Genomic DNA, 13,860 nt, shown 5'->3' on the forward strand with positions numbered 1-13,860 from the left:
CGTCGAACTATTTGACTAACGAAAGATTAATAAGTTCCCTATAGTATTAGAATGTTCCACCGATAGTAAATTGGAACTGTTCAATATCATCACGTGCATATTTTTTGAACGGTTTTGCATAAGAGAATACCAAAGGTCCAATTGGTGATTGCCATTGGAAACCTATCCCAGCAGATGCACGAATACGTGATGGATCACTATAATCAGGTAAGTTTGGATATTTACTTTTATCTTTTGAAGACCAGTGTGTGTTCCATAAACTACCTGCATCAACAAAGAATGAGGTACGTACTGAATTTTGGTTTTTCTCAGCAACAAATGGTGTTGGTACAATAAGTTCCACACTAGCTGTCGCCATTGCATTACCACCTACAACATCATCACTGTAGCCACAATATCCTTTTACTGTATGACCAGCAGCATCAGTACAGTTTTCAGAATAGTAAATTGCATTCGGGCCTACACCCCCATAAGAGAAACCACGCAAGCTAGATATACCACCAATATTGTAGTTTTGGTAGAACGGTAATTTTTTACCTCCCATACCATTTGCATAGGCGGCTCCAGCTTTACCAGAAAGTACCCAAGTATGGGCACGATCTAAAGGATAATAGCCAGCGATATCTGCACTAATTTTATAGTATTTATTATCAGAACCAGGGATAGTGATGATACCACCCAGTGTTGCTTTAACCCCTTCAGTTGGTAAGAAACCACGATTTAAATTGTTATATATCCAACCTGTAGAGAACGTGAAGTCATGAGATTTAAATACCCATTTATCATAGTTCATAGATTTAAGATATTGAGCACGATTATATTCAGGAGTAATATTCTTAAGTTTGTTATATGCATAACCTAATCCCAAGTAATATGAGTTATTTTCATTTACAGGGAAGCTTAAGGTTGTATTTACGCCATATGTTGTTCTAGCATATGCTGCTTCGGTATCACTATCTGAATTATCATATTTTTCATAGAAGATATTACCACCAAGGCTAACACCATCTTTAGTAAAGTATGGTTCGGTATAACCTAAACTGACACTTGTACCATAGTCGTTGCGAGAACCTGATAAACTGACTGATGATCCCATACCTAAGAAGTTGTCTTGTTTTATACTTGCTTGGTAACTAAAGCCACTTTCTGTACCATAACCAATACCAAAGTTAATACTACCTGTATTACGTTCTTTTACTTTATAAATGACATCAAGTTGATCATCTGTACCTGGTACAGCCTCTGTACGGTGTTCAACAGTTTCATAGAAACCAGTACGATCTAGGCGAATTTTCCCTAATTCTACTAATTGAGATGATAACCATGTACCTTCTTGTTGACGCATTTCTTGGCGTAATGTGCTATCAGCACTGACAGTATTTCCTTCAAAACGAATTTGACGAACACTATAACGACGGCCAGCTTCAACTATAAAACTTAGTGCAATCTCTTTATTATTTTCATCAAATTCAGGATGACTATTGACGGTTGCACTTGCATAACCACGTTCACTTAATTTTGTTTTAATTTGATCTTCAACAGCTTTTACCTCATTGCGACGAAATATCTCGCCAATATGTAAGGTTTTTAAAATTGGCTGTAATTCATCTTGCATACCAGCTACATCACCGATGATCCGTGCACTTTTGAGGTTATATAAATCACCTTCATTCATCATGACTTTTACTGTAGCATGTTTTTTTGAATCATCTAATTTGACGTCTGTCCCTGTGATATGGAATTTTGCATAGCCACGGTTTTGGTAATAATTAGTGATGGTATCTAAGTCTTTACCAAATTGTACATTCTCAAATTTATTACCAAACAGTTTCCACCAAGCATCAGGCTGGAGTTCCATCTGTTCTTGTAAGGTATCACTATCAAATGCGTTATTGCCTTCGAAAGTAACTGAGTCTAATAAAGCTACATCATTTTCTTTAATTTGTAATTTGACTTCAGCTGTATTATTAGGAAGTTGATTAACGATAGTTTCTACTTTAGCGTTATATCGCCCCGTGCTGGTATAGTGGTCTTGAACTCCTTGGCGAAATGCTTCAAGTTTTTCTCGATTCAACCGTTCGCCTGGCTTAAAACCATTATCTTCTAAATTTTGTTTAAGCGCATCTGTTGGAATTGCACTATTACCATCAATGGTAACATCTGAAATAATTGGCTTTTGTGATATTGCAATAACAAGGGTATTACCATCTCGTCCAGCCCTTACGTCTTCATAACCTCGTGCGAAGAGTGTTTTGACAACATTAGCAAGATCACTATCTGTTGCACGTTGACCAACTCGTACAGGTAGGCCAGCGATAATGGCACTTTCAGATCCTGCTTGAACCCCATCAATGCGAATATCTTGAACAACGAAAGGCGCCGCTATCGCATTTGTTGCGCTAAGTAATAAGCTAGCAATTAAGAGTTTTTTCATCGTTAATATTATCCCAAATAAGATCAATACATTTTATTATAAACGTAAGAAATCATTAAATAGAGCAAAGATTGTTAGCAATAACAAGAGTGTTGCTCCAATTCGATAACTTACATTTTGAATTTGTTCAGAAACGGGTTTTCGCATAATTCCTTCAGCTGCAAGAAAAACAAGATGTCCACCATCTAAAACAGGCAAAGGAAATAAGTTCATTATTCCGAGGTTGACACTAATAAGTGCCATAAAACTTAAATAATACACCAAGCCATAACTAGAGGAAATACCTGCGCCTTTCGCAATGGAAATCGGTCCACTTAAATTATTAATAGATAAATCACCCGTAAATAATTTACCAATTACCTTAATCGTTAACCAAGAAAGCTGAAATGTTTTTTCTGCTCCTTTTTGTAGGGCATTAAGCATATCATATTTTAGTTCAGTACGATACTTCTCATTAATCGGTTCAAATGTAGGAGATATGCCAACCATCCAACGTTTTTCTGTAAATTCTGGCGTGATACTGGTGTTAAATATTTGACCCGCACGATCTACTTGTACATCAATTGTTTTTCCTGCTTGAACCAGCTTAACAAAATCTTGCCAATTAAATTCTGTACCAGAAGATTGACGAATAACATCACCTATCTGCAATCCTGCTTTAGCCGCAGGAGAATTATCAATAATTTTAGAGATCTTCATCTCAACTTTACCTGAAATTGGCTCAATACCTAAAGAGCCGAATGCACTTTCTTTTTCAGGATCATATTTCCAAGTGGTAAGATCTAAGGTTTTATGTATCTCAGATGTCTCACCAAAAGGTGTCAAGGTTAGCTTCACTTGTTGATTTCCAAGTTTAGAAGCTAATAGCATATTAATGGATTCCCAATCTGCTGTAGGTGTATCATCTATTGCAATAATTTGTGTATTACTAGGAATTTCCGCTTGTGCGGCAATAGATTGAGCTTGTATAGATGATATAACAGGTTTAACACTTGGAATGCCAATTGAATAAATCACCCAGTAAGCTAAGATTGCAAATAAAAAATTTGCTAAAGGTCCTGCCGCTATCACAAAGGCACGTTGTAAAACCGACTTATTATTAAATGCTTGTGACTTTAGTACTTCGGGTACTTGTTCATTGCGTTCATCAAGCATTTTGACATAGCCTCCGAGGGGAAGCATTGAAATAGCAAATTCTGTCCCTTGCTTATCTATTTTACGCCATATCACTTTACCAAAACCGATGGAAAAACGATGTACTTTTATACCGCACTTTCTTGCCGCCCAAAAATGTCCATATTCATGTACTGATACCAGCACACTAATAACAACAATAAATGAGAGTAACGACCATAAGAATGACATTATTGACTAATTCCTTATGCTTATAATACAAAGAAGTAGAAGTAGGCAAAAAATGGTGTTGCAGCTGTTAAACTATCAATACGATCTAAAATGCCACCATGACCTGGAATTAAATGGCTACTATCCTTAATACCACTTTCTCGCTTAAACATACTTTCAGTTAAATCACCTAATACTGAAATTGTAACTGTTGCCACTGATAGTATCGTTAGCGATAGCTTATTGCCATGATTAAATAGAGATTCTCCTACTATCATTTGGAAACCATAAGCAAAAATACAAGCTGTAATTAATCCTCCTACGACACCTTCCCATGTTTTACCTGGAGAAACTTTAGGGGCAAGTTTATGTTTACCAAAAGCTCGCCCAGCAAAATAAGCACCACTATCTGCCGCCCAGACTAAAATACATACATAAAGTAATAACATAATGCCATGATGAACATTAGTCACATAGTTATCTAAGCGTAGTTTTAATACACCGATTAAGAACGGAACTAATGTAAAGAAAGCAAAAATAGCATGCAGAATCAGTGATTTCCCCCATACCATTGCGGATTTAGGATAGTTTATTACTAAGAAGAATGCCACAATCCACCAAATGACCGCACATAGCATCAATGGTTCTGCTAAATCATCGAATACTCGACCAGCATTGAGATAATCAGAATGGCTATAAATGAATAAGAATAAGAACGTTGCAGAGATTGCCGTAATGACATAACGCCAAACCTCAGTCTTAATTTTAGGAAATTGTGTCCATTCCCATATGCCCAAAGTGATCACTACTACCAAACATAATCCAAAATAGAATGGAGAAAATAGCAATAATGCAGCAAATACAATCGCAATTAAAACAATAGCAGATAAAATACGTTCTTTAAGCAAAAGATGTTCCTCTTTGTGTTATTCGCTCGTTCCAAAACGGCGGTCGCGTTGTTGATAAGCATAAATAGCTTGATTGAATGCTTCTTCATTAAAGTCTGGCCACAGTACTTCTGAGAAATAAAGTTCAGCATAAGCAATTTGCCATAATAAAAAATTGCTTATACGCTGTTCACCACTAGTTCGAATTAATAAATCCACAGGTGGTTGTTCTTGAGTAACTAAATGGTGTTGAAAAAAGGCTTCATTAATATCAGTAGTATCAATCTTTCCTTCTTTTACTTGCTGAGCGATTTGTTGTGTAGCTTGTACAATATCCCAACAACCACCATAATTAGCTGCAATATTCAGTGTTAATGCCTGATTATTTGCGGTTAATGCTTCTGCATCAGCAATTTTTTCTTGTAATTTATCACTAAAACGAGAAGTGTCACCAATAATCCGTAATTTAATATTATTTTTATGTAGTTTTTTGACTTCGCTATCTAGTGCATGCATAAAAAGAGTCATTAATGCACTGACTTCTTGCTCTGGACGATTCCAATTTTCACTGCTAAAAGCGTATAAGGTTAACGCATTAACCCCAATTTTTAGGGCATATGAGACAGATTTACGTACAGCCATCACACCATTTTTATGACCAAAAATACGCATTTTGCCTTTTTGTTTTGCCCAACGTCCATTACCGTCCATAATAATGGCAATATGTTGAGGAATCTTATTTGGATCAAGTTCTTTCATTTAAATTTTTTAGATTTTTACCGCACTTTTATTTGGCGATGAATATATCATAAGTTATGAGTATAGGGTAGATTCTCCCCATATTCTTATTCATTAGATTGAGTAAATTACTTTTTTGGCCATTAAACGAGCTTGTTTATCTACCTCTAATACATCATCTATACTATTGATAACTTGAGGCTGAATAAGTTCCACAACTTTTTTATTTACTGTAGCAATATCTGTAAATTTAATCATTTTGTTTAAAAATGCATCTACAGCAATTTCATTACTTGCATTCATTGCAGTAGTTGCATATTGACCAGCTGTAAAGGCATCTATAGCTAATTTCAAATTAGGATAACGATGAGAATCAGGAGCTAAAAAGGTTAATCCATTGAGTTGGTAGAAATCTAATGGTGATACACCTGAAATAATACGTTTTGGATAGGCCATGGTTTCTGCAATTGGTGTTCGCATATCTGGATTGCCCATTTGTGCAATTACTGAACCATCAATGTATCGTACCATGGAATGAATGATAGATTGAGGATGAATAATTACTTCCATTTCATCCGCACTTGCATTGAATAACCAACGTGCCTCAATATATTCTAGGCCTTTGTTCATCATAGTTGCCGAGTCTACAGAAATTTTCTTACCCATGGACCAATTAGGATGAGCTATTGCTTGCTTTGGCGTAATCTTATTGAATTCATTTAAATCCGTATAACGGAATGGGCCACCAGATCCTGTTAAAACAATTTTTGAAATACCAAGTTCTTTGAGTGGACAAAAGCCTATTTGTTGCTGTGCCTCAGGCGGTAAGGATTGGAAAATCGCATTATGTTCGCTATCCACGGGTAATAAGCGTGCTTTTGTGCGTTTTACTTCATCAATAAATAATTGACCACAAGTAACTAATGTTTCTTTATTTGCAAGTAATACCGTTTTGCTTGCTTGCACAGCAGAAAGTGTTGGGAGTAATCCAGCTGCACCAACAATAGCTGCCATAACTTGATCAGCATCTGGGTGTGCAGCTAATTCACATATGGCTTTTTGTCCTGCTAAAACGACGGTTTTACTGCCTACCGTTTTTAATTTTTCTGAAAGTTGTTTAGCTGCTAATTTATTGTCTAAAGCAGCAAACTGCGGTTGAAATTTTAAACATTGTTCGACCATCAAGTCGACATTACATCCGCCCACCAAGGCAAACGCTCGATATTGTTCAGGGTTATGCTCAATAACGGAAAGAGTGCTTGCACCTATAGAACCTGTTGAACCTAGAATCACAATGTTTTTTGTTTTTTTCATAATTTTGACCGCACTTTGATGATGACAATAAACAGCAAAAGACGCAGTAGGAACTGCGTCTTTTTATATCATTAAATAGAAATTAGAAATCCATTAATTCTTTTTCTTTATCCGCCAATACTTCATCTACTTTTTTGATATAAGTATCAGTAATTTTTTGGATATCTTCTTCTGCTTTACGTTGATCGTTTTCGCTGATTTCTTTATCTTTTAATAAGGCTTTGATTTGATCATTTGCATCACGACGTACGTTACGAATAGCGACTTTACCTTGTTCACCTTCACCTTTAACTAATTTGATTAAATCACGACGACGTTCTTCCGTTAATGGCGGAAGTGGAACACGGATAGTAGTCCCTGCTGATGAAGGGTTTAAACCTAAATCAGAAGTTAAAATTGCTTTTTCAACCGCTTGGATTAAAGAACGATCAAATACCGTTACGGCTAAAGTACGAGCATCTTCAGCCACCACGTTAGCTAGTTGACGAAGTGGAGTCGCAGAACCATAGTATTCAACTTGAATCGCATCTAATAAACTTGGTTGAGCACGACCTGTACGAATTTTCGCAATATGACCACGAAGTGCTTCTAAGCTTTTTTCCATACGATCTTGAGCATCTTTTTTGATTTCATTAATCATTAAAATTTTTTCCTTTTAAATAAATATCAAAACAGAGGAATTTTAGCTAAATTCTTATGTTTTTCCTAGAAATTTTAACCGCTAATTGTTGTGCCTTCGTCAGTTCCTAAAATCACTTTACGTAATGCACCTGGTTTAACCATATTAAATACACGAATTGGCATATTATGATCACGAGCTAAGGTAAATGCCGCTAAGTCCATCACTTTAAGTTCTTGATCGATAACTTCAGCATAGGTTAATTGATTGAATAATTTAGCATTAGGGTTTTTGGCTGGATCACAATCATATACACCATCAACTTTAGTGGCTTTTAATACCACATTGGCTTCAATTTCGATACCTCGTAAACAAGCCGCCGAATCTGTAGTAAAGAATGGACTTCCTGTACCCGCTGAAAAAATAACAACACGTTTTTCACGTAACATTTTGATTGCTTCAGACCAGTTATAAGTATCACAAATACCATTTAATTGGAAAGCTGACATTAATTTTGCATTGACTTCAGCACGATGCAGGGCATCACGCATTGCTAAACCATTCATCACGGTTGCAAGCATACCCATATGGTCACCTACAACACGATTCATGCCTGCTTTGGCTAGTTTTGCACCACGGAATAAGTTACCACCTCCAAGCACCACTCCAACTTCAACACCCATTTCAACTAATTCTTTGATTTCAAGTGCCATTCGGTCGAGAATAGAAGGATCGATACCAAAGCCTTCCTCACCTTGTAATGCTTCACCGCTTAATTTAAGTAAAATTCTTTTATAAATTGGTTGGCTCATTATTTTTTCCTTTTTGTGCTACAAAATTGGTTTATTTTATAAGATTCCAGACAGGCTGTGAAGAAGTTAATGCTAGAAATTAGTGGATAATCTAGGATAAAATACTCATCCTTGATTTATTTGATGGCAACATATATCAATATTATGCGTTTATTTAAAATTTCTCAAATTTATGCCGCACTTTTTTGTGTAATTTGTGCAGCACTTGCTGGCTTCTTGATGTTAAAAGGCTCAGGTGTTTTTGCTGTTCCAAGTATCGCGTTAATACTTTTATTTACAGTGATTATTTTATTCTTGAGCAGTAGCAAGAAAAGCTTTTATTTTATCTTGGTGCCTATTGCATTACTACATGCTATTTATACACCAGCTGGCTTGAATTTTGGTCCACCTAGTTACCAATATATTGCCTCTATTTTTTCTACAGATATTCTGGAAACTAAAGAATTCCTTTTTCAGATTCCTCTGTTAAGTTATGTAGCCGCGTTAGCTATTTTAGTATTAATTTTCTTACAATATAAAATAGCAAGAAGATTTAATGTTCAATTTTATCGTAATAAAACTTTTTTAACGTTATCTGCTTTATTGGTGGCTTTCCATTTACCCATTGCCAACCCCTTAAAAGAAGCGGTTAATTCTACTGTACAGGTTATAGATGAGCTTGATAAGTTAAAAAATATGTCACAAGCAAGCAGTTGGGGAACTTCAACCTTAGAGAATTCACCTTATCAAGATTATGTGATCGTATTAGGTGAAAGTGCACGTAAGGATTATCATCATGCTTATGGTTATCCAATTGAGAATACACCATTTATGTCAAATGCTAAGGGCGTTATGATTGATGGTTTTTCAGTGGCTGGTACCAATACTGTTGCTTCATTGCGTTTAATGTTTACAGAGTCTAATAAACGAGAAGGTACACCTAATTATGATCTTAGTTTAGTCGATTTGATCAAATCTGCAGGGATAAAAACTTATTGGATTTCTAATCAAGGTTATTTAGGCGAATATGATACGCCAGTGGCATCATTAGCTTCTAAATCTGATCAGATGGTCTTCTTGAAAAAAGGTGGAAGTTTTAATTCAACTAATTATAGTGATTTTGAATTATTACCTAAATTTGCTCAAGTATTAGAAGATAAAGAGCAGGGTAAGCGTTTTATCTTATTGCATCTGTATGGTTCGCATCCTCTTGCTTGTGATCGTATTGAGGATTATAAAAAGATCTTTAAAGATGGTGAGATTGACAAAAAATATGATTATCTTAATTGCTATATTTCCTCTATTAAAAAGACCGATGAATTTTTAAGCCGTGTTTATAATCAGTTAGAGAAAAATTATGAAAAAACGCACCGCAGTTTTTCTATGATTTATTTCTCAGATCATGGTTTATGTCATCAAGATGATAATAGAGCAGGTATCTTATTTAACCAAAACTGTTTTAGCCAATTTCATCATCAAGTGCCATTAATGAAATTTTCTTCTGATGATAAAGAGCAAATACGTTATAAAGTATTTAAGTCTGGATTGAATTTTATTGATGGAGTAGCCCATTGGATGGAAATTAAAAACCCTAAACTCCAAGGTGATACAGATTTGTTTTCTAATCAACCTGATCCTGATGATTATGGCTTAGCTGAACGTATTAAGCAGAAATATCGTAAAGATGCAGATCCTGCCATTGATATTCGACCTAAGAAATAAAAAATAAGGTCTAATTTATCATAAAAAGAAGCCCGCATAATGCGGGCTTTTTGCTATATGGATCTGTAATAGACTCTAATCTGAATTAGATTTTTTGCATTGCTGCAACTTCTGCTGCAAAATCAGTTTCAGCTTTTTCGATACCTTCACCTACTTCGAAACGAACAAAGTTTGTTACAGTAGCGCCAGCTTCTTTTAGGAATTCGCCAACAGATTTTGATGGGTCCATAACAAATGGTTGACCAGTTAATGAAACTTCACCAGTGAATTTTTTCATACGACCTTCAACCATTTTTTCTGCGATTTCACGAGGTTTGCCAGATTGCATTGCAATATCAACTTGAATATTACGTTCATGTTCAACAACGTCAGCAGGAACATCAGATGGATTTACATAGTCTGGACGGCTTGCTGCAACGTGCATTGCCACTTTCTTGAATAAATCTTCATCAGCAGGTTGACCAGCAACTAATACGCCGATTTTCGCACCGTGTAAGTATGAAGCAACAGCACCATCTAAGTATTGAACACGACGGATTGTCATGTTTTCACCGATTTTAGCCACTAATGCAGCACGTTTTTCTTCAAATTGTGCAGCTAATACTTCGATAGTTGTACCTTTATTTGCTGCTGCAAAATCTACCACTTCATTTGCTAAACCTAAGAAACCTGCATCTTTTGCTACGAAGTCAGTTTCACAGTTCATTTCTACTAATACACCGAAACCGTTGTTGATTCGAGCAAGAATAACACCTTCCGCAGCCACACGGCCTGCTTTCTTAGCAGCTTTAGCTTGACCAGATTTACGCATATTGTCGATTGCTAATTCGATATCGCCGTTTGCTTCAACTAACGCTTTTTTACATTCCATCATACCTGCACCAGTACGATCACGAAGTTCTTTTACTAATGATGCTGTAATTTCAGCCATTTTGTTGTCCTCTATATTCTTTGGATTGGCATGCGAACTATTTTAAAATAGACCGCACTTTATTGATAAGCTAAATAAAAAGCAGGGAACTACTAAAGCCCCTGCTAATTAATTAATCGTTGTGATTAATAAGGGCTTTCGCCGCTATCACCAAAAGTGGCTCAGAATTACTCTGCCGCTTCTTCAGCAAATTTTTCTTCAGTTGTAGTTTGTTCGCTACGACCTTCTTTAACAGCTGCAGCTGCTGCTGTTACGTATAACTGAATTGCGCGAGTCGCATCATCGTTACCAGGAATAACGAAGTCAACGCCATCTGGGCTAGAGTTAGTATCAACTACGGCAAATACTGGAATACCTAAGTTGTTAGCTTCTTTGATTGCGATGTGTTCGTAGTCAGCACCGATTACGAATAATGCATCTGGAAGACCAGCCATATCTTTGATACCGCCAAGGCTTAACTCAAGTTTTTCCATCTCACGAGTACGAACTAAAGCTTCTTTTTTAGTTAGTTTTTCGAATGTACCGTCTTGAGATTGAGTTTCTAAATCTTTTAAACGTTTGATTGATTGACGAACAGTTTTCCAGTTAGTCAACATACCACCTAACCAACGGTGATTTACGAAATATTGTTGACAGTCTAATGCTGCTGTTTGAACAGCTTCTTGAGCTGCACGTTTTGTACCAACGAATAAGATTTTACCATTGTTACTAGCAATACGTGTTAATTCAGTTAATGCATCATTAAACATAGGAACTGTTTTTTCTAAGTTAATGATGTGAACACCATTACGTGGACCATAGATGAATGCTCTCATTTTAGGGTTCCAGTAACGAGTTTGGTGACCGAAGTGAACGCCAGCTTGTAGCATGTCACGCATTGAAACTTGTGCCATAATATTTTTCCTTTTAATTGGGGTTTTGCCTCCACATACCAAGCAAATCGACCGTTTGGCACCCCGATTTACCCGTGCGATATGTGTGTGATTTAAATAAAATTGTTTTGTTATTTTAAAAAGACAAAATAACGGCGCTCTTTATACCATAAAGTGCGGTTAAAAACTAGAAAATTTTGTCCATAAATGAAAAAAGCCTACTTTTTACAGTAGGCTTTATGGATTAATCAAACAACTTATTCTTGGCTTTGTTTCATGAATTCTTCATTTACTTCAATTTTGGCTTTTGAACGTAATGCTTTTAACAAGTTAGTTTGTAATTCAGCTTGTTGAGCACGCATGACTTGCGCTGCAAATTGTTGGCTTTGTTGCTTTGAAACTTGACCATTTTCTACCGCACTTAATGCAATAATCATAACATCACCATTATTTGCTTTCGCCGCTTTATAGCTGGTTTTACCTGCATCTGGTTTTGGCATTGAGAAGATCACATCATTTAATACGGGATCTTTATTTTCTGCATATACCCATGTTTCTGACGCACCAAAATTTAAGCTTGTTGGTTGTTGACCTTTTTCGAGCGCTTCAACGATGTTATTTGCCTGAGTCAATACAGCATTTTCTGCTTTTTGGCGTGCAAGGAAGGCTTTAATTTCAGCTTTAGAGTCTTCTAGTGATTTTATCCCTTCAGGTTTATGTTCTACTACTCGAACAACAATAGAATGCTGATCGGCAACATTCATTGGTTCTGAGTTTTGACCTCCTTGAGAAACTTCACCATCAAAAATGGCATTTGCCACAGAAGGGAAATTTAATGCCTCAGGAATATCTTTACGTGAGAAATAGTCAGTTTCTTTGACTTTTAAACCTGCAACTTTAGCGGCTGCTTCCAGTGAAGATTGGTCTTCAAATGCTTTTTCTGCCACTTGTTTTTCTATTGAATAGAATTGGTTATTTAATAATTCTTGGCGAATCTGATTAGCAATTTGATCTTTGACTTCCTCTAAAGATAAAGCGTTTGCAGTTTTTCTCTCTATTAATTTAATAATATGATAGTTATTATCCACTTTAATTGGGGTGCTATATTGATTTACAGATAATGAGGCTGTTGCATCAGCAAAAGCTTTTGGTAAATCATTTGCATTAACCCAACCTAAATCGCCACTATGAGCGGCAGAGGGTTTATCTAAGGATTTTTCTTTTGCTAACGTGGCGAAATCAGCGCCAGCTTGTAATGCTTGATAGGCATCTAAAGCATCATTTTCATTTGCAAATTGAATATGAGATAAATGTTCTTGGTTTTTTGAGATAAATTGAGCTTTATTATCTTGGTAATATTGTTGAATCTCAACATCAGTGACATTGACTAATTTTGATGCACTTTCTTTAGTTAAATCAAGATATTGTACTTTTACTAATTCTGGTACCATAAATGCTGTTTTATTCGCATTATAGTAATCTACAATCTCTTGTTCTGTCACATTCTGTTTGGCAATTTCCGCCGTTAATGGAAGATTTGCTAAACGAACAGTACGTTTCTGAAAAATTTGATTTGTGAATTGCTCTTGTTGGGAGGGTAAAAGAAATTCAGTTCCACTTAAACCAACTTGTAATTGATCTAAACGTAATGCTTCTCGAAGATAGGCAGCATAGGAATCGGTAGTCATACCATTAGAACGTAATGTTTGTTGATATAATTCGTTGTTAAATTTACCTTCTTTTTGGAATGCTGGAGTATTAACAATTTCTTGCTTAATTCGGGCATCGCTAACTGCTAATTTTAAACCTGAAGCATATTGGCGAACTAATTCCTGATCGACTAGGGTATTTAATACTGACTTTCTTAATCCTGTTAAGAACTCTGGCGTATCTGCTACCGCAGAAAATTGTGCACCTAATTGTTGGCTTAAACGTTGGTATTCATCGTTATATCTTTGTTGGAATAACTGTTGTGAAATTTCTTCACCATTCACTTTGACTGCGGAAGTATCTGTGGTTGCAACCATATAACCCGCCATACCACTTATAACGAATGCGACAGCAATAAGACCAAAAAGAAATTTTGAAAATAGGCTGTTCGATGCATTACGCATTTTTTCCATTGACATTAGCATTCATCCTATAAATTTTAATTAAAAAGGTTTTCGAATTATAATCGAAATGACCTGAATTGGCACGTTAAAAATA

11 protein-coding genes are annotated in these 13,860 nt (G+C 35.9%); 1 reads left to right on the forward strand and 10 read right to left on the reverse strand.

The features are described 5' to 3' along the window. Positions 1-46: 46 nt before the first annotated feature. The 7 genes from bamA to pyrH all read right to left on the reverse strand — a co-directional run bounded on the left by bamA (position 47) and on the right by pyrH (position 8,148). On the reverse strand, positions 47-2,434 hold the full coding sequence (bamA, locus tag HMPREF1052_RS10360) for an outer membrane protein assembly factor BamA (protein ID WP_005761762.1): 2,388 nt from the start codon (positions 2,432-2,434) through the stop codon (positions 47-49). A 36-nt stretch (positions 2,435-2,470) separates the two neighbouring features. Beyond that, the gene (gene rseP, locus HMPREF1052_RS10365; RefSeq protein WP_005761800.1) at positions 2,471-3,799 is read right to left on the reverse strand and encodes a sigma E protease regulator RseP; all 1,329 of its coding nucleotides are present in this window, start codon (positions 3,797-3,799) and stop codon (positions 2,471-2,473) included. Positions 3,800-3,819: 20 nt separating this feature from the next. Further along, positions 3,820-4,686 carry a phosphatidate cytidylyltransferase gene (locus tag HMPREF1052_RS10370; RefSeq protein ID WP_005761682.1) on the reverse strand — a complete coding sequence of 289 codons (867 nt, stop codon included), beginning with the start codon at positions 4,684-4,686 and terminating at the stop codon, positions 3,820-3,822. Positions 4,687-4,704: 18 nt separating this feature from the next. Continuing rightward, positions 4,705-5,424, reverse strand: a complete 720-nt coding sequence (gene uppS / locus HMPREF1052_RS10375) for a polyprenyl diphosphate synthase (protein ID WP_005761860.1) — start codon at positions 5,422-5,424, stop codon at positions 4,705-4,707. A gap of 93 nt (positions 5,425-5,517) precedes the next feature. Then, a complete protein-coding gene (gene ispC, locus HMPREF1052_RS10380) occupies positions 5,518-6,717 on the reverse strand; it encodes a 1-deoxy-D-xylulose-5-phosphate reductoisomerase (RefSeq protein WP_005761744.1) in 1,200 nt (399 codons plus the stop codon). Between the two features lie 82 nt (positions 6,718-6,799). Continuing rightward, positions 6,800-7,357 (reverse strand): ribosome recycling factor, encoded by a 558-nt coding sequence (gene frr, locus HMPREF1052_RS10385; RefSeq protein WP_005761777.1) that lies wholly within the window; start codon positions 7,355-7,357, stop codon positions 6,800-6,802. Between the two features lie 74 nt (positions 7,358-7,431). Continuing rightward, positions 7,432-8,148 (reverse strand): UMP kinase, encoded by a 717-nt coding sequence (gene pyrH, locus HMPREF1052_RS10390; protein ID WP_005761788.1) that lies wholly within the window; start codon positions 8,146-8,148, stop codon positions 7,432-7,434. A 144-nt stretch (positions 8,149-8,292) separates the two neighbouring features. On the opposite strand from pyrH, the gene HMPREF1052_RS10395 reads away from it, so the two are divergent. After that, positions 8,293-9,849 carry a phosphoethanolamine transferase gene (locus HMPREF1052_RS10395; protein WP_040596620.1) on the forward strand — a complete coding sequence of 519 codons (1,557 nt, stop codon included), beginning with the start codon at positions 8,293-8,295 and terminating at the stop codon, positions 9,847-9,849. A gap of 85 nt (positions 9,850-9,934) precedes the next feature. On the opposite strand, the gene tsf is transcribed toward HMPREF1052_RS10395, so the two are convergent. The 3 genes from tsf to ppiD all read right to left on the reverse strand — a co-directional run bounded on the left by tsf (position 9,935) and on the right by ppiD (position 13,781). Beyond that, on the reverse strand, positions 9,935-10,780 hold the full coding sequence (tsf, locus tag HMPREF1052_RS10400; protein WP_005761792.1) for a translation elongation factor Ts: 846 nt from the start codon (positions 10,778-10,780) through the stop codon (positions 9,935-9,937). Between the two features lie 167 nt (positions 10,781-10,947). After that, a complete protein-coding gene (rpsB, locus tag HMPREF1052_RS10405; RefSeq protein ID WP_005761806.1) occupies positions 10,948-11,673 on the reverse strand; it encodes a 30S ribosomal protein S2 in 726 nt (241 codons plus the stop codon). 236 nt (positions 11,674-11,909) lie between these two features. Beyond that, on the reverse strand, positions 11,910-13,781 hold the full coding sequence (gene ppiD / locus HMPREF1052_RS10410) for a peptidylprolyl isomerase (RefSeq protein ID WP_005761688.1): 1,872 nt from the start codon (positions 13,779-13,781) through the stop codon (positions 11,910-11,912). Positions 13,782-13,860: the final 79 nt, after the last annotated feature.

This window comes from Pasteurella bettyae CCUG 2042, from assembly GCF_000262245.1.
GTDB classification, from domain to species: Bacteria; Pseudomonadota; Gammaproteobacteria; order Enterobacterales; family Pasteurellaceae; genus Basfia; species Basfia bettyae.

Bases quoted from the DNA above. Each gene is read 5' to 3' on its own strand.
- frr (WP_005761777.1), bottom strand. From the start codon at position 7,357: ATGATTAATGAAATCAAAAAAGATGCTCAAGATCGTATGGAAAAAAGC.
- rpsB (WP_005761806.1), bottom strand. From the start codon at position 11,673: ATGGCACAAGTTTCAATGCGTGACATGCTACAAGCTGGCGTTCACTTC.
- tsf (WP_005761792.1), bottom strand. From the start codon at position 10,780: ATGGCTGAAATTACAGCATCATTAGTAAAAGAACTTCGTGATCGTACT.
- pyrH (WP_005761788.1), bottom strand. From the start codon at position 8,148: ATGAGCCAACCAATTTATAAAAGAATTTTACTTAAATTAAGCGGTGAA.
- bamA (WP_005761762.1), bottom strand. From the start codon at position 2,434: ATGAAAAAACTCTTAATTGCTAGCTTATTACTTAGCGCAACAAATGCG.
- HMPREF1052_RS10395 (WP_040596620.1), top strand. From the start codon at position 8,293: ATGCGTTTATTTAAAATTTCTCAAATTTATGCCGCACTTTTTTGTGTA.
- rseP (WP_005761800.1), bottom strand. From the start codon at position 3,799: ATGTCATTCTTATGGTCGTTACTCTCATTTATTGTTGTTATTAGTGTG.
- ppiD (WP_005761688.1), bottom strand. From the start codon at position 13,781: ATGTCAATGGAAAAAATGCGTAATGCATCGAACAGCCTATTTTCAAAA.
- uppS (WP_005761860.1), bottom strand. From the start codon at position 5,424: ATGAAAGAACTTGATCCAAATAAGATTCCTCAACATATTGCCATTATT.
- ispC (WP_005761744.1), bottom strand. From the start codon at position 6,717: ATGAAAAAAACAAAAAACATTGTGATTCTAGGTTCAACAGGTTCTATA.